Source organism: Streptomyces sp. NPDC041129 (genome assembly GCF_055592265.1).
Genome location: NZ_JBVIYV010000008.1, coordinates 114,608 through 134,427, shown reverse-complemented (window position 1 = coordinate 134,427; position 19,820 = coordinate 114,608). Strand labels below are relative to the sequence as shown.

The window sequence follows — 19,820 nt, the reverse complement described above, 5'->3', positions numbered from 1 at the left end:
GTCAGTGTTGTCCTTCCGGACCGCGCGTGCAGACGCACGGCAGCGGGCGGATGCCGTTGAAGCCCCGGGTGGTGTAACTGGCGGCGTAGGCACCGGCGGAGAGGATCCAGACGGGGTCGCCGGAGGCCGCCGCGCGGGGGACGCGCGCCGGGTACCGGCCGCCGCCGTAGGCGTCGTCGCTGTCGCAGGTGGGGCCCGCGACGACGGCGGGTACGCGGTCCCCGTCCGGGTGGGTGGGGAAGAACAGCCGGTGGCTCACCTGGTCCATCTCGTACAGGCCGTTGAACCGGCCCACGCTGAGGTAGAGCCAGCGGGCGTGGCCGCCGTCCGGCTGTGTCCGCCCGGTCAGGCGGTAGACGTGCGCGCGGACGGCTCCGTGGTCGGCGACCAGGTGCCGCCCGGGTTCCATGACGAGGCCGAGCGGGCCGGCGGTGAGGCCGCTCAGGCGCTCCGTCCCCTCGCGGATCACGGTGAGGATCTTGTCCAGGGGCGGGTCGAGGGGGTCGCCGTGCCGGTCCAGATAGCCGAGCGCGGGCAGACCACCGCCGAGGTTGACGTGGTCCGGTGCGATCCCCAGCCCGTCCAGCGTCACGAGCACCTCGGCGAGCAGGTCCACGGCCTGCTGCCAGGCCTCGCCGGTCATCTGCTGGGAGCCGACGTGCACGGAGAGGCCGGCCGGGGTGAGGCCGGACGCGCGGGCGGTGGTGAGGATGCGCACGGCGTCGCCGGCGGAGCAGCCGAACTTTCGGTTCAGGCCCCACAGGGCCCCTTCGCCGCTCGTGGCGAGGCGGCAGAACACCCTGGCGCCGGGGGCGTGTTCGGCGATCGCCATGACGTCCTGGAGACTGTCGGTGGCGAACGTGCGGACGCCCAGCCGGTGGGCCTCGGCGATGTCCGCGTCGGACTTCACGGTGTTGCCGTAGTGCACGCGGTCGGCGGGGGCTCCGGTGCGCAGGGCCTGCCGGATCTCGGCGGGGCTCGCCGCGTCGAAGCCGGCGCCCCGGTCCGCCAGGCACCGCAGGACCTCGTCGACGGGGCAGGCCTTCAGGGCGAAGCGGACCTGGACGCCGGGGAGTTCGGCGCACAGCCGGTCCAGTTGGTCCTCGATGCCGACGAGGTCGTAGACGATGCGGTCCGCCGGGGCGTCGGCCAGTGCGGCGGCCAGCCGCGGGCCGGGTTTCATGGTGACCCGCTTCCGGGCGCGGTGTCGCGGGCCGCGTCGACCAGCGCGGGCCAGGCCTCGGTGAGCAGGGCGAAGTCGTCGATGTCCCGGCGGGCCCGGTCCAGCAGTTCCGCGCGCCGGTGGGTGAGCCGCTCGGCGAACTCCTCGTAGGAGCCGCCGAGTTTGCGGTAGGCGGTGTCGATCCGGTCCAGGCGCCACACGTTCTCGGCGCGGTCCAGCGCGGTGCTCTCGCGCAGGAACGCCACGACCGGTTCGGCCCGTACACGCTGCCGGTCGTCCAGGAGGGCGGCGCCCGCCTCGGCCATGCGGTCGTAGACGTGGTGGAAGTACAGCATCGAGAGCAGGAACTTCACGAAGCGGGCCTGGTAGGCGAGGAAGCCCGTGTCCGTGCGGCGTTCGGGGGTGTGGAAGTTCTCGATGTGCCGGTTGTGCAGGACGCCGGGGAGCGTGGCGTCGTGGACCAGATGGGTGAGGAAGTAGTCGCTGCCGATGGTTTCGGTGGCCGGGGGGAGCGGGATCCGCTCGTACACGTCGTGGTGGAGGGCGATGTTGCACATGTCCACCCGCATCGGGTCCACCAGGGTCAGTGTGGAGTGGTCGCGGGTGAAGGGAGTGGTGCCCGCTCCGGTGAAGGACTCCTCCACCAGCCGGTGCCTGTCCTCCGGGTCGCAGTCGGCGGGCGCCCACAGGCCGACGACGTCGTGGTAGATCTGCTCGTCGAGGCGCCGTATCTCGCCGATGTCGACGGAGAGTTCACCGATGAAGGAGGCTCCGGCCAGGGACACCGGGCGGCCGGTGTGGGCCGGGTCGAGGTCGGTGACGGTGACGTGGGCCGAGGCGTCGGCGGCCCGCAGGCCCAGCGCGGGAAGTTCGTGGTGGACGGGGAAGACCTTCTCCCCGTGCTGGATCTGGTAGGTGCTGTCGGAGTCCCTGCGGTGCACCGACCGGCAGCCGAGGGCGGCGGCCAGCAGGAAGGCGCGGTCGGTGCACGAGCCGTAGGAGACGCCGGCGGGGAGCAGGAGGTCGAGCACGCGGTCGGGTTCGGGCGGGCCGGAGCGCCGGATCGCGCGGCGCAGGAAGTCGGCTTGCGCCTCCTCCCCGAGGTGGTGCACGGTGACACCGGCCGCCGGCGGGAGCTGCGCCACCACCCGGGCGTGTTCCGCCCGGGTGCGGTCGTCGCAGGAGTCGAGGATCAGCAGCTGGACGTCGGCGCCGAAGCGCCCGGCCGCGTACACCGCTTCCTCGTGGATGGCGCGGATGGTGGCGGGGCAGGCCCGGTTGGTGGGCAGGCAGAGGCAGACGCGGTTCACTGTGCCCCTTCCGCGACGGACCATGAGTCCAGGCCGAGCACCTTGCGTCCGAGCGTGTCGAGTTCGGCGGGTCCGTAGCGCAGGGCCTCCGGCCGGCGGGCGTCGCCGAGCAGCGTCGCGTTCCAGTCAGGGGTGCTGAGCGTGCGCCAGGACTCGACGCGGGACCGGCGCAGCTCCGTGTGCTCCTCCAGGGCGGGCATCATCGACAGGTACTGGACGGCCCGCAGTCCGTCGTCGGAGCGGTTGGGTGCCACGCCGTGCGCCAGCAGACCGTTGAAGATCAGCAGGTCGCCGGCCTGGAGGTCGGGCCGGACCACGGGGAACTCGGCGCGGTCGACGGCCGGGCGGACCGGGTCGCGGCCGGCCGGCTGGGCGAGGCGCCACTCCTCGAAGCGGCGGAACAGCTCGGGCGCGCACTGGAAGCCGCCGAGTTCGGGGCGGGTGTCGGTGAGCGCGATGATGCCCTGGACCCGCTGCGGCAGTACGGCGAGGGTGGTGTCGACGTCCCAGTGCAGCTCGATGTCGAAGCCCTCGTCGGTGGCTTCGATCAGGGAGCGGGAACGGCTGCGGACGTTGGGCGGGTTGAGGCCCAGCCGGTCGAGGGTGACCCACAGCTCCTCGCAGTCCCAGACGTCCACGAAGGCGTCGTACACGCGGCGCGTCTGGCGGCTGTCCCAGATGAGCTGGTGGTGGTAGGCCTCGACGAATCCGTAGATGAACAGGTGCCGGTCGAGTTCGGAGCGGAACTCCGGTTCCTCGTACCAGGTTTCGGGGCGGCCGGGGTCGAGGCCCTGGAAGTCGAGGGCGAGGTCGAGCAGGCCCTTTGCCTCGCCGGGGGTGATGGCCTCCCGGACGACGACGTAGCCGTAGGTCTGCCAGAAGGCGAAGTCCTCCTCGGACAGCACCCTCAGGGGCCGTGACTTCTCCAGGTCGCGCAGCGGGGCCGGGGCGAGATAGGTCTCGCCGTCCGCGCTGAAGTAGGGGCGGCCGGAGGCCGCTCGGTGGAGGTAGGGGGTGGTGGGCTGGTGCATGCCGTCACTCCGTGGTGATCGAACAGAAGCGCCCTCCCAAGCTGGACTAGACCAATTGAGGTGTCAACGACTACCGGTCGGTACCCCCGGCAAAGTGCCGCTCAACTGCCGCTGGAATGCCGCCTGTCGAGCATGAGAGAGGCCGGCACCAGGCCCCCGGTGAGAGGCTCGGTGCCGGCCCGTGGTGACAGCTCCGGCGCGGCTGCTCAGCCCGCGACGACGGCCTCCGCGGCCGCCACGCCGCAGACGCGGGCGGCGCCGTGGGTGGCGATGTGCGCGGCGCCGCGCGGCGGGGCCTGCGGGACGCCCATCTCGACCACCACGGTGTCCGGGCGGGCGGCGAGCAGGGCGTCCAGGGCGGAGCCCATCCAGCCGTGCCGGTGCTCGTCGCGGACCACGGCGACGACCCGCCGGCCGGCCGCCGCCGTGAGGGCCTCCCGACCCGCTTCGGGCCCGGTGAACGAGCCGGCCGAGGTGCCCGGGAGCAGCCGCGTCAGCTCGGCGGCCACACCCCACGGGGTCTCGTCGCCGACGGCGATGTTCGGCGCCGGGTCGAACCGGGCCACGTACACCGGCTCCGTGACGGGCGCGGCGGTGGCGCCGCGGGTCACGGTCAGCGCACGGCGGGCCGCGGCCAGGCCGATCTCCGGTTCGGGCTCGACGGTCCCGGCGTCCTTCCGGGCCGCAGCCGTCCAGCGCGCCAGTTCCCGCACCCGCGAGGCCGCGTCGGCCAGCCGCTCCTCCGGCAGCTCGCCGGAGCGCACGGCGGCCACCAGCGCGTCCCGCAGGTTCAGCACGGTGGCCTCGTCGCACAGGCCGCCGCCGACGCAGATCGCGTCCGCGCCCGCCGCGATCGCGAGGACCACCCCGTGCTCCAGGCCGTAGGTCCCGGAGATGGCGCGCATCTCCATGCCGTCCGTGACGATCAGGCCCTGGTAGCCGAGTTCGCCGCGCAGCAGGTCGGTGAGGACACGGCGGGAGAGGGTTCCGGGGCGGTCCGGGTCGAGGGCCGGCACGAGGATGTGCGCGCTCATCACCGCCCGGCTGCCGGCCGCGATCGCGGCGCGGAACGGCGGCAGTTCACGCGCGTACAGGGTCTCGGCGTCCACGTCGATGCGCGGCACCGCGTGATGGGAGTCGACGTTGGTGTCGCCGTGCCCGGGGAAGTGCTTGGTGCAGGCGGCGACACCGGTGGATTGCAAGCCCTCCACCCAGGCGGCGGTGTGCCGGGCCACCAGTGCGGTGTCCGCGCCGAAGGCACGCACCCCGATCACGGGGTTGTCGGGGTTGGCGTTGACGTCGGCGGACGGTGCCCAGTCGAAGTTGACGCCGCAGGCCGCCAGGCGCCGGCCCAGCTCGCGCGCCACGCCCCGGGTGAGGCCTGGGTCGTCGACGGCGCCGAGCGCGTGGTTGCCGGGGAAGGAGGAGCCGGTGCGCACGTCCAGGCGGGTGACGTCCCCGCTCTCCTCGTCGATGGCCACCAGCAGGTCGTCCCGCTCGGCGCGCAGTTGCGCGGTCAGCGCGGTGACCTGTCGCTCGGTGACGACGTTGCGGCCGAACAGGGCGACGGAGGCCAGGCCTTCGCCGAGCCGCCGGCGCACCCAGTCCGGGGCCGTGGTGCCGTCGAACCCCGGCTGCAGCACCGCGAGCGCGTCCCGGGTGAGGGTGTCTGTCCCAGTGGCGAGTGTTGTCATCGGGGCGTCATCCCTTCACGGCGCCGTCGGTGAGACCGCTGACAGCCTTGCGTTGCAGGAAGATGAACAGGATCAGGATGGGCAGCGCGAACAGGGACGAGGCTGCCATCGTGGCGCCCCAGTCGTCACCGAAGGCGGTCTGGAACTGGGACAGCCACAGCGGCAGGGTCTGCTTCTCGATGTCCTTGTTGAGGATCAGGACCAGCGGGAACTCGTTCCAGGCGGTGATGAAGCCGAACAGCGAGGTGGCCATCAGACCGGGGGCGAGCAGCGGGAAGATCACCCGGACGAAGGCCTGGGTACGGGTGCAGCCGTCGACCATCGCGGACTCCTCCAGCTCCTTCGGCACGGCGGCCACGTAGCCGCGCAGCGTCAGGATGGTCAGCGGCAGCACCATGATCGCGTAGAAGACGGTGAGCGGGACCAGGCTGTCGAGCATGTCGTTGTCGCGGACCAGCATGTAGATGGCGATGACCATGACCTCCCAGGGCGCCATCTGCGCCAGCATGAAGGTCACGATGAAGCCGCGCCGGCCCCTGAACCGCATCCGGGCGAGCGCGAAGGCGGCGAACAGGGCGATGACGAGCGAGAGCAGCACCGCGCTGACCGTGACGGTGACGGAGTTGAGGACCAGGGTCCAGAAGTGGTCGGCGTCCACGGCCTTGGCGAAGTGGCCGATGGTGACGTTCGTCGGGAACCACACAGGGTTCTCGGAGATGATGTCGCCGGTCGGCTTGAACGCGGTCGCGAACATCCAGTAGACGGGGAACACGAAGCCGGCGAAGAGGACGACGGCGGTCGCGTTGGGCCAGATACGGCCGAAGACCGAGCGCTTCACAGCTCGTCCTCCTCTTGCTTGAGCACCATGCGCAGGTAGTACGAGGTCATGACGAGCAGCACCAGGACGGTCAGGAAGGAGATCGCCGCGCCGACTCCGAAGTGCTGGTTGCCGACGCCCTCTACGAAGGCGTAGATCGGCAGGGTCTCGGTGAGGCGCTCGGGGCCTCCCTCGTTGATCGCGAAGATCTGCGGGAACGCCTTGAACACCCAGATGACCTCGAGGAACGTCGTGGCGTAGAGGAACGGCCGGAGGAACGGGAAGGTCACCGAGGTGAAGCTCTTCCACGCGCCGGCGCCGTCCAGGGACGCGGCCTCGTACAGCTCCCTGGGGATCGTGGTGGTGGCCGCGTACAGGTTGATCGCCACGAACGGGATCGACTGCCAGACGATCAGCAGCGTGATCACGGAGAAGGTGGAGAGCTGGGAGCCGAACCAGTTGTAGTCGGCCATGGAGTGCCAGCCGAGCTTGTCCAGCACCCAGTTGACGACACCGAAGCGCTGCGCGAACAGCCACTGGTAGACGGTGGTGGCCGCGATGACGGGCATGGCCCAGGCGAGCACCAGGCCCAGCAGGAGCAGCAGCCGCATCCTCTTGCCGAGCCGGGCCAGCAGCAGCCCGGTCAGGGTGCCGAGCAGCATGGTCAGAACGACGTTGACCGCGGTGAAGACCACCGACCGTTCGACGACGTGCCAGAAGTCGGAACCGGACAGGACCTCTTCGTAGTTGTCGCCGCCGTTCCACTCGGTGAGGTGCTGGATGAGCTGCCGCGGGTTGAGGTTCTGGAACGACAGCATGCCGTTCTTCACCAGGGGCCAGCCGAGCAGGATCAGTGTGGCCAGCAGCGCCGGCAGCAGGAGCAGATAGGGAGCCGCGACGCCGCGGCGGGCGGAGGGCGCGGAGCCGCCGTCCTCACCCCTCGGCGGCGCCGGCACCCGGGCCTTGTGGACAGCGGGCTCCCCGGCCGTGTCCGTGCCTTCGGTCTGCACTGACATGAGTTGCCATCTCTTCCGTGACCGTACGAGCTGTGGGCTGTACGGGCTTTACGGGCGGTACGGACGACCGCGCCGGGGGCGTCCGCCGACGCCCCCGGCGCGGGTCATCAGTTCTGCTGGGCCAGGCGCTTGTTGATCTCGCCCTCGACCTGCTTGGCGGCGGCCGCCGGGGACTTACCGTTCAGCACCGCGGTCATGTAGGACTTGATCGGGTTGGGGGTGTTCTCCACCGCGGCCCACTCGGGGATCAGCGGGGTGGTGCCGCCGGCCGCGGCGCCGGGAGCGGCGGCCTCGGCGGCGCCGTTGCCCTTGAGGTTGCTCTCCAGCGACTCCTTGTTGGGGATGACGCCGTTGAGCTTGGCGAGCTGGCCCTCGTACTGGTCGGACAGGGCGATCTTGAGGAACTCCTCGGCCAGGGCCTGCTTCTTGCTGCCCTGGGCGACGGCGAGGTTGGAGCCGCCGAGGAAGACGCCCTCGGGCTTGTCGGCACTCTCGCCCGGGATGGTGAAGTAGCCGAGGTCCTTCTCGATGGACTTGTTGGCCTGGATCGCCGTGCCGGCCTCCCAGCCCATGCCGATGAAGGCGCCGGTCTTGCCCTTGGCGAAGACCGTGGCCTGCTGCGGGGTGGCCTCGTCCTTGTCCTTGGGGGCCTTGGAGTAGGCGGCGTACTTCTTGTAGAGCTCCATGGCCGCGGAGACCTTGGGGTCGCCGAGGTTGGAGACGTACTTGTCGCCCTGCTTCTTCACCAGGTCGGCGCCCTGGCCGATGGTCAGGCCGTCGAAGAAGTACCAGTTCTGGCCGGGCAGGTAGAGCGGCTCGGCGTCGGTCTTCTTGCCGATGGTGTCCAGGTCCTTGAAGAACTCGTCCCGGGTCTTCGGGGTGTCCTTGATGCCGGCCTTCGCCCAGATCTTCTTGTTGTAGATGACCACGCGGTTGGCGAAGTACCAGGGAGCGGCGTACTGCTTGCCGTCGTAGACGGAGGACTGCGAGACCGACGGGGTCCAGTCCGAGCCGATCTCCTGCTTGAGGTCGCCCAGTTCGGCGAGACCGCCGGTGGCGGCGTAGGCCGGGGTCTGGGTGTTGCCGACCTCGATGACGTCCGGCGGGTTGGACTCGGAGAGGGCGGTGGTGATCTTCTGCTGGATCCCGTCCCACTTCTGGATCTCGAACTTCAGCTTGGCGCCGGTCTTCTTCTCGAAGGCGGCCTGCACGTCCTTCGACCACTGCGGCGGCGCCGAGCCGTCCATCGTCCAGACCGTCAGGGTCTGGCCCTTGAAGCTGTCCGGTCCCGCGTTCTTGCCCGTGTCGTTGTCGTCGTCGCCGCCACACGCCGAGACGGAGACCATCATGCCCGCGATCACGATCGCGGCAGCAAGCTTGCGCTTCACGCCACCCTCCTCAGGGATGCCACTAATCCCCCCACGCCCTCGGCGGTGACCTGCGTACGACGCTGTTGCACGTAGGGCTCGGGACCTGGTCACTAATGGTGTAGACCAGTACGGTGGAGCTTGGCCTAGACCTTTTTGAGTGTCAAGGGTGGTTCGGGAAGGCGTTCCGGCCGTTACGAGAAAGTCACCGGAGCGCATCCGTCCCCTTCCGGCCCGGCGCGTCCGCTGGACTAGACCTCTCGCGCCAGTTGGACTAGACCATAGGGCAGTTGGTCGCTATAACGGGAGCCCCCACACCCACAGCCGGGAAGGCAGGCATGGCCACCGACGTCAGCAGCGCCCAGCACCCAAGGGGGGCGCCCGGCCGCACCGCGCGCGTGCCGAAGTACTACCGGATCAAGCAGCAGGTGCTGGAGATGACGCAGGCGCTCGAGCCCGGCTCGGCGATGCCCGCGGAGCGCCTGCTCGCCGTCCGGCTCGGCACCTCGCGCACCACCGTCCGGCAGGCGCTGCAGGAACTGGTCGGAGAGGGCCGGCTCGACCGCATCCAGGGCAAGGGCACCTTCGTCGCCCAGCCCAAGCTGTACCGGACCCTGCAGCTCACCTCGCACACCGAGGACATGCACGCCCAGGGTCTGGAGCCCGCCTCACAGGTGCTGGACATCGGCGAGGTGCCGGCGGACGCACGGCTGTCCGCGCTCCTCGGCATCGACGCCGGCGAGCACGTACTGCGCATCGAGCGGCTGCGGCTGGCCAGCGGCGACCCGATGGCGATCGAGACGACCCACCTGTCCGTACGGCGCTTCCCCGGGCTGCGGCACTCGCTGACCACGTACCCCTCGCTCTACACGGCCCTCGCCGAGGTGTACGGCGTGCATCCGGCGGAGGCCGACGAGACCATCGAGACCTCGCTGTCGACTCCGCGCGAGGCCCATCTCCTCGCCACCGACGTGGGCCTGCCGATGCTGCTGCTGTCCCGGCACTCGCGGGACGCCCAGGGCACTCCGGTGGAGTGGGTGCGCTCGGTGTACCGGGGCTCGCGCTACAAGTTCGTCGCCGCGCTGCGCCGGCCGCTGAGCGGTCCGTCCGTGGTGTCCGTCCGGGAGAACGGGTGACGTTCCAGCCTCCCTCCGGGGCCGGTCCGCACCCCACGGGGCACGGGCCGAGCCTCGCCGTGGCGCTGGTACGGGCACGGGAGGCGGCCTGTCTCACCCAGGACGAGCTGGCCGTGCGGTCGGGGCTGAGTGTGCGGGCCATACGGAATCTGGAGACCGGGCACACCGCGCGGCCGCGCAGGCAGTCGCTGGTGCTGCTGGCCGAGGCGCTCGGGCTGGCCCCCGCCGAGGCGCGACGGCTGTTACGGCTGCCCCGGGGCGGCGCGCGGCCGCCAGGTGCCGCCGCTCCACCCGGTTCCCCCGTGCCGGCCGAGCTTCCCCCTGCGCCCCGGCACCGCCTCGCCGGACGGGAGGCGCTCGCGGACGCGCTGGCGGCGCGCCTGCCCGGCCGGGGCGGACCCGTCGTGGTGGTCGGGCCGCCGGGCGCCGGGAAGACCGCCCTGGTGCTGCGCACCGCGCACGCGGCGCGCGACCGGTTCCCGGACGGCCAGGTCTACGTCGACCTGCATCCCACCTCCTGCCTCCCCTTCACCTCCGACCAGTTGGTCCACCGCGTCCTGCGGTCCCTCGGCCGCAGTGCCGGTGTCCGCGGCCCCGAGGAGGCCCGGGCCCGGCTGCGGGACGCGCTCAGCGGACGACGGGTGCTGGTGGTGCTCGACAACGTGGTCACCGAGGCACAGGTGCGTCCGCTGCTCGTGGACGGCGGGCACAGCGCCGTCCTGGTCGCCGCGCGCCGCGAACTGCCCGCCCTGCCGGGGCGCTCGGGCCACCGGATCGGCGCGCTCGGCCGGCCGGATGCCTTCCGGGTGCTGGAGGACCTGGCCGGTGCGGCCCGCGTCCGGGCCGACCGGCCGGCCGCGCTGGACATCGTGCGGTACTGCGGCGGGCTGCCGCTCGCCCTGCACCTCGCCGGGCTGTGGCTGTCGGCCCGCCCGCGCCGGTCGCCGCGCGACCTGGCCGACCGGCTGGCGGACGAGCGGGACCGGCTGGCCACGCTGACCGTCGGGGACCTGTCCCTGCGGGCGAGCGTGGCCGCCTACCACCGGCCCCTGCCTCCCCCGCTCAAGGCCTCCTTGCACCAACTCCGCGATGTGAAGGACGACTTCGGCGTCGTGGAGGTGCTGTCCCGGGTGACCCCGTCCCGGCGGCTCGCCGTGGACCTGCTGGAGGAACTCCTGCACCGCCAGATGATCCGGGCCGGCGGGCCGGACCGGTCCGGCCGGGCCCGCTACCGGCTGCACGAGGCGGTACGCCTTTACGTGGCGCACGGTGCGTGAGGCGGCGCGGCGCCGCGTCCCGGGCCTGTGGTGAGGTCTTTCGCAACAGGCCCTAGTCCAGGAACGCCGTCTCTATCCAGCGGCGTACCGCCCGCGGGCGCATCCGGTGCAGCCCGCCGACCGTGTCGGCGACCTCGTGCGAGCCGCCGGCCGACAGGAACTTCTCCCGCACCAGTCCGGCGTGGTCCGCCCGGGTCTCCGGACCGGCGGCGCCGACCGGGATCAGCCGGGTGCGGGAGACCGTGCGGCCGTCCGTCAGCCGGACGGTGACCCGGGCTCCGGTGGCCTTGGTGGACCGGGAGAAGTCCCGGTCGTCGGCCTGCAACGCCCCGATCAGGTCGACGAGTTCGTCCCCGCCGAAGCCACGCAGCCAGGGCACGGCCGACTCCCCCGCCTCGCGCACCGCCTCCCCGAACGGCGCGTCGGACAGGAACAGTTCACGGGTCATCTCGGTGTCGTGCTCCAGCCGGATCCGCTTGGCGAGCGCCCAGCGGTCGGGATCGTCCACGGCGGGCGAGGAGAAATCGTCCACCGAGAACTCGCCGGTGAGCAGGGTGGTGGCCACCGGATAGGGGACGTCCAGGACCAGCGCGCCCAGCGGGGAGCCGGGACCGGTGACGTAGTGGGCGGCCCGCTCCCCCGCGAACAGCGTGTAAAGCGAGGCCTCGACGACCACCTCGGCCACGTCCCGGGGCCTGAGCGCGCCGAGTTCCCGGTGGATCTCGGCGGCGCAGTCCACCGCCGCGTCGATGCCGGGGCCGCCGGGGTGCATCTTGAACGAGAGGGTGTCGGTGTGCCAGCGGCGGCCCAGCCCCTTCGCCACCGCCTGCGGCAGCGGCACGGTGGCGAACCGGGCCAGGAAGCCGTCGCTGTGCTCCATGATGTCCGGCGCCCCGCGCAGCCCGGCGTACGCCGCGTCGCAGGCGTCCATCGCGGTGCGCACCGGGGTGAAGGTGTTGAACAGGCGGGCGTCGCTGGCCAGGAAGGCGCGCATCAGCGGCCAGTTGGGCATGGCGAAGGCCAGCCCGAAGGCGTTCTCGAAGAGGCTCGCGGAGGCCCGGTCGCTGTGCAGCCGCCCCGCCACCGCGCCGGCCAGATGGGTGTGGACGGCGCTCTGGCCGCGCAGCGGGCCGAGCGTCGCGGAGGCGGTGATGCGGGCCGCGCACTCGTTGGCCGCGACCACCGCGGTGAGCAGCGAGAGACCGTCGAGCCCGCGGGCGTAGGCGAAGGCGAGGGGGACCGCGACCGTGGAGTTCGACAGGTGCCCGGCGTAGGCGGTGTCGTCCAGGTTGAGCCAGGAGCCGAGCGCGGCGAACACACCGGCGGCCTGCCGGGGGTCGCGCTGCATGGGGTGCCCGAAGGCGGCCACCAGCTTTCTGCCGAGCGGGTGCTGGAGACCGGCCCGGATGGAGGCGATCTGCGACAGCACCTGGCTCGCGGCGAGCTTCAGCACCCGGCACGGGATGTGCTGCGGGCGCAAGGACGCGGCCCAGTGCGAGAGTTCGCGCAGCGGGGTGTCGGCCGGTGCCCGGCCGGCGGCGGCCCGGGGCAGGGTGTGGGCCTGCTCGGCCCAGTCGGCGCACAGGGCCTGGGCCACGCTCTCCCCGAGGACAGCGGTCATGAGGCGGCTACCTTCCTTGCCGTGCGTACGTCGGGCGGTGTGCGCACGAACGCGGGAGCACCGGCGGTCCCGGTGCTCCCGCGCTGGGTGCGTGCTCAGGCGGCCGGGACCTTGTCCAGGAAGCCGTAGACGCCCTGGATCTTGCCCTGGTCGTTGGTGACGAGGACGTCGAAACCGATGGCGATCGGCTCGGCGCCCGGCTCGGTCACCAGGCCCCACTGGAAGCGGGCCTGGTTGTGGTGGGCGTCGACGGTGCCGTGCAGTTCGAAGGTGAGGCCCTTGAACTGGTCGCGGGCGCCGGCCACCACGGCCCCGAAGCCCTCGTGACCCTCGACCGCGGCGAGCGGGTCGATGTACGGAGCGTCGGCGGTGAACAGCTCGGCGATGGCCGCGGCGCGCTTGTCGGCGTCCGCCTCGTTCCAGATGTCGAGGTAGCGGGAGACGGTGGTGGTCAGGTCGCTCATGCGGGCGTTCTCCTCTGTGTCTTGCCTACTTGTGATTCCGGCAGGTGGCTTGGTACGGGCTTCAGGGGGTGGCCGGCGCCCAGACCGGGAGGGCTCCGGGGAGCACCTCGAAGGTGGCCGAGTCGCCGATGCCCTGCTGGTACTCGCCGTCGTGCTCCAGCGGCAGCCGGTGGCCGTCGGTGCGCTCGACGGTGATCCGGCGGCCGCGCGCGTACACGGTCGCCGGGTGGTCCATGTGCGCCGCCTCCAGCGTCAGTCCGGGCACGTCGGCCGCGGGGACCTCGCCGCCGATGACACAGACGTCGAGCAGTCCGTCGTCGAGCAGCGAGTCGGGCAGCACCTTGAACCGGCCGCCGCGGTAGGGGCCGCCGCCGACGTTGGCGAGGACCGTGGGGCCCTCGTGCACCACCCGGCCGTCGACGGTGACCCGGCCCGGATAGGGCGCGTAGCCGTCGGCCGTGTCGGCGAAGGCGCGGGCGTAGCGCTCCCGCCCGGTAAGCGGCAGCTCCCGGGCGGTGATCAGCGCGTCGGCGATCACGCCCGAGCAGGCGCCCAGGTAGACGTAGTTGCGGGTTTCGGCGAGGCGAGCCAGATCGAGCCGGCGCAGGCGGGCGCTGCCACCGATGCCGGAGTCGGTCAGGACCGCCTTCAGCGACTCGGTCCAGGGGCGGTCGCCCCACAGCATCTTGTAGCCGGAGTTCCCGGTGCCGCCGGGCACGACGGCCAGGGTCGCCCGGCCGGTCGTGGGGACGAGCCCCTGGACGACCTCCCGGACCGTGCCGTCACCGCCGATGGCGACGACCAGGTCGGGTGCGCCGTCCTTGCGCTCCAGCGCCCGGCGCACCGCGCCGGTCGCGTCGCCCGGCGCGCTGGTCAGGTGGACCTCGGCGCGGTCCAGGCAGGACTCGCACAGCTCCGCGACCTGGCGGACCAGTTCGGGGCTGTGACTGCCGGAGGCCGGGTTTGCCACGATCAGGGCCCGGGTCGGCCCCGGGGCTGCGGTGTCTGCCATGACGAGCGTTCTCCTCACGTCGGACGCAGCCGGCGGACCGGCACGGCAACGATGGGGGGTGTCCCCGCCACGGGCGGACGCGGGCCACGGATGCGGCCCCGGCTCGGGCGGGGAGGAGCGTGCGACAGGGACGACTCTGCCAAGTGCCGCTGACCCGTCTCTGACACCCGCCTGATGCCCGAAAGCCGGTCGCCCGGAATGATCAGTAACGCGTCAGGGTGCCTGGTTCGAATGGGTGGGGTGCCCCGGCGGCCCGTGGGTCGCCGGGGCAGAGATCCGTACGCAATCCATCGACCGGAGTGAGACCTCATGACCGCACAGACGTACGTTCCGCTGCCCATGGACCGCTGCACCTCGGAACTCCGCCGGGAGGCGGCCCGCTTCGCGGACGCCGCCCGGGACCTTCCGCTGACGGAGCCGGTCCCCACCTGCCCCGGATGGACACTGGGCGACCTGGTGCGGCACTTACGCCAGGGCCACGAGTGGGCGACGACCATCCTGGCCACCCGGAGCACCGAGTTCCTGCTGCCGGGCGGTGACCCGGCCGGCGGCGCCGGCGACGACACGAGCTGGACCGAGCGGGTGGCCGGGCTCGGGGCGCGGCAGGCCGCGGAGGACAGCCGGCTGCTGGACCCCCGGGAGCGGGCGCGGTTCGTCACCGAGGGCGCGGACCGGCTGGTCGAGGCGATCGACGGAATCGGCCCCGAGGTGCCCGTCTGGGCGCCGCACGGCAAGCAGAACAAGGAGTTCTGGCCGCGCTGGGCGATGTACGAGACGACCGTGCACCGGGCCGACGTGGACCTGCTGGCCGGCCGGCCCTTCGACCTGGCCGCGGATGTCGCCCTGGACTGCGTGGACTTCTGCGTGGCCGCCTTCGGCGTCCCCGAGGCCAGGCCCTTCCACTCCCCCCTGTTCGCCGAGGTGCCGCGCGGCGGTGAGACGCTGAGCTTCCGGTCGGCCCGGAGCGCTCCGGGCCGGGTCTCGAACTGGCTGGTCACCTGCGCCCCTGACGGTGTGCGGGTCACCCGGGACGCCCCGGACGGCACCCCGGCCGACGCCGTCGTGGTCGCCTCGCCCTCGGACCTGCTGCTCGTGGTCAAGGGGCGGCTGCGGCCGGAGGGCCCGCGCATGACGGTGTCGGGCGACCGCGAGCTGCTGGACTTCTGGCTGGAGCACGCCGTCTCCTGACCGCCCGGCACGGAAGAGGGCGAGCACGCGGCCGCGTGCTCGCCCTCTCTCATGGCCCCGGGCGGGGCCCCGCCTCGCTCAGGGGGCGGGGGCCGGCTTGGGACGGGGGATGAGCTGGACCAGCGCGGCCACGGCGAGCGCGAGCGGCGCCAGCAGGTAGACGCTGGCCTTGAAGGCGTCGGCGTAGGCACCGGGTCCGGTGCCCTGTCCGAGGACGTGGTAGAAGACCACGCCGACCGCGGCCACTCCCACCGCGCCGCCGACCTGCGCGGCCGTCGAGAGCACGCCCGAGGCGGCTCCGGCGTAGCGCGGGTCGGTGCCGGCGAGGGCGATGGAGGCCAGCGGGGCCATCACCATCGCCATGCCCGAGCCGCCCACCAGCAGTCCGGGCACCAGCCAGGCCACGGCGCCCTCGGTGCCGATGTGGTCGACCGCTTCCCACAGGCCCCCGAGCCCGGCCAGCAGCACCAGGGCGCCGACCGCGAGGACCTGACGGCCGAGCAGCGCCGCGACCTTGCGGGCCAGCAGCGAGGTGGCCAGGAAGCCCACGCCGAGCGGCAGGAAGACCAGGCCCGACTCCAGGGCGGTCAGCCCCACCCCGGCCTGCAGGTACAGGGCGAGGACCAGGAAGAAGGACGCCATGCCGGAGTAGTACACGACACCGGTGACGACGCCGACCGTGAACGGCCGCTTGTGGAACAGCACGGGGTTGACCAGCGGGCTGCCGCCGTCGTTCGCCAGTCGCCGCTGGTACACCGCGAACAGCAGGAGCAGCACGGGCGACGCGGCCAGGCACAGCCACGTCCACAGCGGCCAGCCCTGCTGCTGGCCCTCGGCGAGCGGCAGGACCACGGCGACCAGGCCGGCCGAGACCAGCACCATGCCGAGCGGGTCGAGGTGGGCCCGGCCCTCGGCGCGGGACTCGGGGATGAGCCTCGGTCCGAGCAGCAGCGCGGCGATGCCGACGGGCACGTTGACCAGGAAGCAGGTCCGCCAGCCGAGGCCGGCGATGTCGGCGTGGATCAGCAGACCGCCGATGAGCTGTCCGAAGACGCCCGCGAGGCCCATGGTCAGACCGAACGCGTTGAAGGCCCTGACCCGGGCCTGGCCCTCGTAGGTGACGCCGATGATGGCCAGCACCTGCGGGCCCATCAGCGCGGAGGCGAGGCCCTGCGCGATCCGGGCCACGACGAGCTGACCGGCGGTCGGCGCCATGCCCGCCCAGGCGGAGGAGAGGGTGAACAGCGCTACGCCGAGCAGGAACATCCGCCGCCGGCCGTACAGGTCGCCGAGCCGGCCGCCGGTGATGAGGCCGGCGGCGTAGGCGAGGGCGTATCCGGCGACCACGAACTCCACGGCGGAGGCGCTCGCGTGGAGGTCGCGCTGGGTCTCGGGGATGGCGACGTTCACGATGAACACGTCGAGCGTGATCACGAACGTACCGACCAGGATGAGCGGCAGCGTCGCCCAGTGCGGGCCGGCCGGCTCCCGCTCCCGGGTCTCGGCGCCGGCTGTCCGCGCTTGCTGCAGGGACATGGTTGACGGTTCCTTTCTTGTCCTGCGTGTACCCGGCCGGCAAGGCGGACCGGAACCGGCGGGCACGCGCGGCTACTGCCAGTCGGGGACGTCGAGGATCTCGACCACGGCGGCGGAGAAGCTGAATCCGGCCCCGGCCGCCACCATCAGGACCAGGTCGCCGGGGCCCACGGCCCGCTGCTCGACCAGGTGTTCGAGGCCGAGGAACTGGTCGCCGGCGCCGATGTGGCCCACCCGGCGGCCCAGGTCCCAGGTGCTCTGCTTCTCGGTGAAGCCCAGCACGTCGTAGTTCTCGGGGTACTCACCGCGGTGTATCAGCGGGGTCACCACGCGGGATATGTCCTCGGTGGTGACGCCCGCGTCGGCCAGTGCGCCGGCCGTGGTGTTCTTCAGTCCGGCCTCGATGCGCTCCCAGGAGCCCTCGGCCTCCGCGGTGACTGCGTGCTGGCGGCCGCGCGCGCGCAGCGGCACGGGCATCTCCCGGCCCGGTATGGTGCCGAACGGCTCCAGGCCCCGGTTCCAGCGCTCCAGCGAGTTGTCGGCGCCCACGCGGGCGGAGACGACCCGGGCGAAGCCGCCGCGGCCTGACAGCAGCAGGGCGCTGCCGCCGTCGGCGAAGATGAGGTTGAGCTGCACGTTCCAGCGGTCCACCCATGGTGGCGCGAAGTGGTCGCCGCTGGTCAGCAGCACGGCTTCGGTGAACCCGGCGGCGATCTGCCCGGCGGCCAGGGTCAGCGAGGCGAGCCCGGCGTTGCAGCGCTGCTGCAGGTCGAAGCCGGCCGCCGCGCGGCCCACGGTCTCGTTGGCGACGTACGACGCCGTCGGCCACATGTCGTGCCCCTGGTAGCCGCACGTGGAGTGCAGGACCAGGCCGACCTCGTGGCCGTCGGACCCGGCTCGCTCCAGTGCCAGCCGCCCCGCGCGCACCGCCATCTCGGGCCCGGAGACGCCCTCGGCGACCGTGATGGACTCGTAGCCGAGGTTCTGGTGCTCCTCGTCGACGAGGCCCTCCGCGACGGCCTCGCTCAGCGGGCGGGCGTCCGGGAGCCAGGAGGCGGCGGAGGCGATGTACATCTCTGTGTCCAGCTTCATGTCTTCTCGATCCTTCGCTCAGGGGTGGGGGGGTGGCATGCCCTGCCCGCCTGCGCGCGGACGGCGGCGGTCTCCCGTGTGCGTCGGACGGCCACTGTCCCGCAACCCGCTGACACGGCGCTGACGCGCCGGCCGGACGGACCGGGGGACAGCGGCACCCCCTACCGCCAGTCGGGGACGTCGAGGATCTCGACCACGGCGGCGGAGAAACTGAAGCCCTCGCCGGCGGCCACCAGCAGGACGAGGTCGCCCCGGCCGACGGACCGCTGCGCGACGAGGTGTTCGAGGCCGAGGAACTGGTCGCCGGCGCCCATGTGGCCCACCCGGCGGCCCAGGTCCCAGGTGCTCTGCTTCTCGGCGAAACCGAGGAGCTCGTAGTTCTCAGGGGACTCGCCCCGGTGGATGTGCGGTACGACGGCCCGCGCGATGTCCTCGGTGGTGACGCCCGCGTCGGCCAGTGCCCGCGCCGTGGTGTCCAGCAGGCCGGCCTCGAAGCGCTCCCAGGAGCCCTCGGCCTCGGGGGTGACGGCGTGCTGTACCCCGCGTTCGCGCAGCCGCAGTGGCAGTTCCCGGCCGGGCGTGCTGCCGAACGGCTCCAGGCCCCGGTTCCAGCGCTCCAGCGAGTTGTCGGCGCCCACGCACAGGGAGACCACCCGGGCGAAGCCGCTCCGCCCGGACACCAGCAGCGCGCTGCCGCCGTCGGCGAAGATGAAGTTGAGCTGCACGTTCCAGCGGTCCACCCACGGCGGCGCGAAGTGGTCGCCGCTGGTCAGCAGCACGGCTTCGGTGAACCCGGCGGCGATCTGCCCGGCGGCCAGCCACAGCGAGCCGAGCCCGGCGTTGCAGCGCTGCTGGACGTCGAAGCCGGCCGCCGCGCGGCCCACGGTCTCGTTGGCGACGTACGACGCCGTCGGCCACATGTCGTGCCCCTGGTAGCCGCACGAGGAGTGCAGGACGAGACCGACCTCGTGCCCGTCGGTCCCGGCCCGCTCCAGTGCCAACCGCCCCGCGCGCACCGCCATCTCGGGCCCGGAGACGCCCTCGGCCACGGCGATCGACTCGTAGCCGAGGTTCTGGTGCTCCTCGTCGACGAGGCCCTCCGCGACGGCCTCGCTCAGCGGACGCGTGCCGGGCACCCAGGCCGCGGCCGAGGCGATGTAGAGGTCGTGAGGTGCTTTCATGTGTTTCTCTCTCTCGCTGCTCGGGGCGCCGGCGCGGCTCGCTCCGAGCGCGTGCGGCAGCGGCCGGCCCGGTCGGCCGCTGCCTGGAGGAACGGGTGCTCAGGCCGGCTGGGTCGCGGCGATGCGCTGCAGCCGGTGGGCGAAGTGGGCGGTGACGGACTGGGCGTGGGTGTCGATGTAGAAGTGGCCGCCCGGGTACTCGTTGTGGCCCAGGTAGGTGGGGGTGCGTCCGGCCCAGTGGGACATGGCGTCCGGGTGCTCCTGGAGCGGGTCGGAGCGGCCGCCGTAGGAGGCGAGCGGGCAGTTGACCCCGGCGCCGTCGTCGTCGTGGTCGGCGGCGACGCGCAGGTCGGCGCGGAGCGCCGGCACCACGAGGGCGAGCATCTCGGGGTTGTCGTAGATCTCCGCCGGGAAGGAGCCCAGCTTCTTGATCCACTGGACCATCTCGGGCTCGGGCATCCGGCTCTGCTCCTCGGTGGGCTTGAAGAAGCCCTGGGGGGACCAGCCGGAGGTGCCGACCATGAGGGGCGACGGGCCGCCCTCCTCCTCCATGCGGATGGTGAGCCGGAACGCGAGCTGGGCGCCGAGGCAGTGCCCGAACAGGGCGAACGGGCGGTCGTCGAGGTCGTCGAGCACGGCCTCGTGCAGCGCCTCGAGCAGCGGTTCGAACTCCTCGTACGTCTGCTCCTCGCGGCGGTTGTGCCGGCCGGGCAGGGTCACCGCCTGCGGGGCGATGTCGGGCGGCAGCAGACGTTCCCAGTCGCGGTAGATGATGGCCCCGCTGCCCGCGTGCGGCAGCATGAACAGCCGGATCGAGGCGTCGGGCGAGGGATCCGCGGGGTGGAACCACTGCCCCGCACGGGACATGTCCTGGCCGACGGCGGCGATGGCACTG

Annotated in this window: 17 protein-coding genes; 3 read left to right on the top strand and 14 right to left on the bottom strand. The window is 72.4% G+C overall.

Going from position 1 to position 19,820, the window contains the following annotated elements; translation table 11 throughout:
• Window position 1: 1 nt before the first annotated feature.
• From ACZ6B1_RS24650 to ACZ6B1_RS24620, 7 genes are all read right to left on the bottom strand, one after another.
• The gene (locus ACZ6B1_RS24650) at window positions 2–1,183 is read right to left on the bottom strand and encodes a type III PLP-dependent enzyme (protein ID WP_468781701.1); all 1,182 of its coding nucleotides are present in this window, start codon (window positions 1,181–1,183) and stop codon (window positions 2–4) included.
• Entirely contained in the window at window positions 1,180–2,493 is a 1,314-nt protein-coding gene (locus ACZ6B1_RS24645; RefSeq protein WP_468781699.1) for a DUF6271 family protein, read from the bottom strand. The genes ACZ6B1_RS24650 and ACZ6B1_RS24645 overlap by 4 nt, the downstream gene beginning before the upstream one ends.
• A complete protein-coding gene (locus tag ACZ6B1_RS24640; RefSeq protein WP_468781697.1) occupies window positions 2,490–3,524 on the bottom strand; it encodes a phytanoyl-CoA dioxygenase family protein in 1,035 nt (344 codons plus the stop codon). Before ACZ6B1_RS24640 ends, ACZ6B1_RS24645 begins: the two co-directional genes overlap by 4 nt.
• 206 nt (window positions 3,525–3,730) lie before the next feature.
• Complete coding sequence (locus ACZ6B1_RS24635; protein ID WP_468781695.1) at window positions 3,731–5,218, bottom strand: glycoside hydrolase family 3 protein; 1,488 nt, start codon at window positions 5,216–5,218, stop codon at window positions 3,731–3,733.
• A gap of 7 nt (window positions 5,219–5,225) precedes the next feature.
• Window positions 5,226–6,056 carry a carbohydrate ABC transporter permease gene (locus ACZ6B1_RS24630; RefSeq protein ID WP_468781693.1) on the bottom strand — a complete coding sequence of 277 codons (831 nt, stop codon included), beginning with the start codon at window positions 6,054–6,056 and terminating at the stop codon, window positions 5,226–5,228.
• Window positions 6,053–7,051: a carbohydrate ABC transporter permease gene (locus ACZ6B1_RS24625; RefSeq protein ID WP_468781691.1), complete on the bottom strand. Its 999-nt coding sequence runs from the start codon at window positions 7,049–7,051 to the stop codon at window positions 6,053–6,055. The genes ACZ6B1_RS24630 and ACZ6B1_RS24625 overlap by 4 nt, the downstream gene beginning before the upstream one ends.
• Before the next feature lie 107 nt (window positions 7,052–7,158).
• The gene (locus tag ACZ6B1_RS24620; protein WP_468781689.1) at window positions 7,159–8,439 is read right to left on the bottom strand and encodes an extracellular solute-binding protein; all 1,281 of its coding nucleotides are present in this window, start codon (window positions 8,437–8,439) and stop codon (window positions 7,159–7,161) included.
• A gap of 317 nt (window positions 8,440–8,756) precedes the next feature.
• Here ACZ6B1_RS24620 and ACZ6B1_RS24615 point away from each other — a divergent pair, with 317 nt between their 5' ends.
• Window positions 8,757–9,554 (top strand): GntR family transcriptional regulator, encoded by a 798-nt coding sequence (locus ACZ6B1_RS24615; RefSeq protein WP_468781687.1) that lies wholly within the window; start codon window positions 8,757–8,759, stop codon window positions 9,552–9,554.
• Entirely contained in the window at window positions 9,551–10,831 is a 1,281-nt protein-coding gene (locus ACZ6B1_RS24610; RefSeq protein ID WP_468781685.1) for an AAA family ATPase, read from the top strand. Before ACZ6B1_RS24615 ends, ACZ6B1_RS24610 begins: the two co-directional genes overlap by 4 nt.
• Window positions 10,832–10,883: 52 nt before the next feature.
• On the opposite strand, the gene ACZ6B1_RS24605 is transcribed toward ACZ6B1_RS24610, so the two are convergent.
• The 3 genes from ACZ6B1_RS24605 to ACZ6B1_RS24595 all read right to left on the bottom strand — a co-directional run bounded on the left by ACZ6B1_RS24605 (window position 10,884) and on the right by ACZ6B1_RS24595 (window position 13,928).
• Window positions 10,884–12,452, bottom strand: coding sequence for an MmgE/PrpD family protein (locus tag ACZ6B1_RS24605; RefSeq protein WP_468781683.1), 1,569 nt, complete (start codon window positions 12,450–12,452; stop codon window positions 10,884–10,886).
• 95 nt (window positions 12,453–12,547) lie between these two features.
• On the bottom strand, window positions 12,548–12,916 hold the full coding sequence (locus ACZ6B1_RS24600) for a nuclear transport factor 2 family protein (protein ID WP_351666716.1): 369 nt from the start codon (window positions 12,914–12,916) through the stop codon (window positions 12,548–12,550).
• A gap of 61 nt (window positions 12,917–12,977) precedes the next feature.
• Window positions 12,978–13,928 (bottom strand): diacylglycerol/lipid kinase family protein, encoded by a 951-nt coding sequence (locus tag ACZ6B1_RS24595; RefSeq protein ID WP_468781681.1) that lies wholly within the window; start codon window positions 13,926–13,928, stop codon window positions 12,978–12,980.
• A 309-nt stretch (window positions 13,929–14,237) separates the two neighbouring features.
• Between ACZ6B1_RS24595 and ACZ6B1_RS24590 the strand changes: the two genes are divergently transcribed.
• Window positions 14,238–15,116 (top strand): maleylpyruvate isomerase N-terminal domain-containing protein, encoded by an 879-nt coding sequence (locus ACZ6B1_RS24590; RefSeq protein WP_468781679.1) that lies wholly within the window; start codon window positions 14,238–14,240, stop codon window positions 15,114–15,116.
• Window positions 15,117–15,194: 78 nt separating this feature from the next.
• Here the strand turns inward: ACZ6B1_RS24590 and ACZ6B1_RS24585 are convergent, their stop codons facing one another.
• From ACZ6B1_RS24585 to ACZ6B1_RS24570, 4 genes are all read right to left on the bottom strand, one after another.
• A complete protein-coding gene (locus tag ACZ6B1_RS24585; RefSeq protein WP_468781677.1) occupies window positions 15,195–16,652 on the bottom strand; it encodes an MFS transporter in 1,458 nt (485 codons plus the stop codon).
• 72 nt (window positions 16,653–16,724) lie between these two features.
• Window positions 16,725–17,744 carry a ketoacyl-ACP synthase III family protein gene (locus ACZ6B1_RS24580; protein WP_468781675.1) on the bottom strand — a complete coding sequence of 340 codons (1,020 nt, stop codon included), beginning with the start codon at window positions 17,742–17,744 and terminating at the stop codon, window positions 16,725–16,727.
• A gap of 161 nt (window positions 17,745–17,905) precedes the next feature.
• A complete protein-coding gene (locus ACZ6B1_RS24575; protein ID WP_468781673.1) occupies window positions 17,906–18,925 on the bottom strand; it encodes a ketoacyl-ACP synthase III family protein in 1,020 nt (339 codons plus the stop codon).
• A 99-nt stretch (window positions 18,926–19,024) separates the two neighbouring features.
• Window positions 19,025–19,792, bottom strand: a complete 768-nt coding sequence (locus ACZ6B1_RS24570) for a thioesterase II family protein (protein WP_468782091.1) — start codon at window positions 19,790–19,792, stop codon at window positions 19,025–19,027.
• Window positions 19,793–19,820 lie beyond the last annotated feature (28 nt).

Bases quoted from the DNA above. Each gene is read 5' to 3' on its own strand.
- ACZ6B1_RS24650 (WP_468781701.1), bottom strand. From the start codon at position 1,183: ATGAAACCCGGCCCGCGGCTGGCCGCCGCACTGGCCGACGCCCCGGCG.
- ACZ6B1_RS24640 (WP_468781697.1), bottom strand. From the start codon at position 3,524: ATGCACCAGCCCACCACCCCCTACCTCCACCGAGCGGCCTCCGGCCGC.
- ACZ6B1_RS24635 (WP_468781695.1), bottom strand. From the start codon at position 5,218: ATGACAACACTCGCCACTGGGACAGACACCCTCACCCGGGACGCGCTC.
- ACZ6B1_RS24625 (WP_468781691.1), bottom strand. From the start codon at position 7,051: ATGTCAGTGCAGACCGAAGGCACGGACACGGCCGGGGAGCCCGCTGTC.
- ACZ6B1_RS24615 (WP_468781687.1), top strand. From the start codon at position 8,757: ATGGCCACCGACGTCAGCAGCGCCCAGCACCCAAGGGGGGCGCCCGGC.
- ACZ6B1_RS24605 (WP_468781683.1), bottom strand. From the start codon at position 12,452: ATGACCGCTGTCCTCGGGGAGAGCGTGGCCCAGGCCCTGTGCGCCGAC.
- ACZ6B1_RS24600 (WP_351666716.1), bottom strand. From the start codon at position 12,916: ATGAGCGACCTGACCACCACCGTCTCCCGCTACCTCGACATCTGGAAC.
- ACZ6B1_RS24595 (WP_468781681.1), bottom strand. From the start codon at position 13,928: ATGGCAGACACCGCAGCCCCGGGGCCGACCCGGGCCCTGATCGTGGCA.
- ACZ6B1_RS24590 (WP_468781679.1), top strand. From the start codon at position 14,238: ATGACCGCACAGACGTACGTTCCGCTGCCCATGGACCGCTGCACCTCG.
- ACZ6B1_RS24585 (WP_468781677.1), bottom strand. From the start codon at position 16,652: ATGTCCCTGCAGCAAGCGCGGACAGCCGGCGCCGAGACCCGGGAGCGG.
- ACZ6B1_RS24580 (WP_468781675.1), bottom strand. From the start codon at position 17,744: ATGAAGCTGGACACAGAGATGTACATCGCCTCCGCCGCCTCCTGGCTC.
- ACZ6B1_RS24575 (WP_468781673.1), bottom strand. From the start codon at position 18,925: ATGAAAGCACCTCACGACCTCTACATCGCCTCGGCCGCGGCCTGGGTG.
- ACZ6B1_RS24570 (WP_468782091.1), bottom strand. From the start codon at position 19,792: ATGTCCCGTGCGGGGCAGTGGTTCCACCCCGCGGATCCCTCGCCCGAC.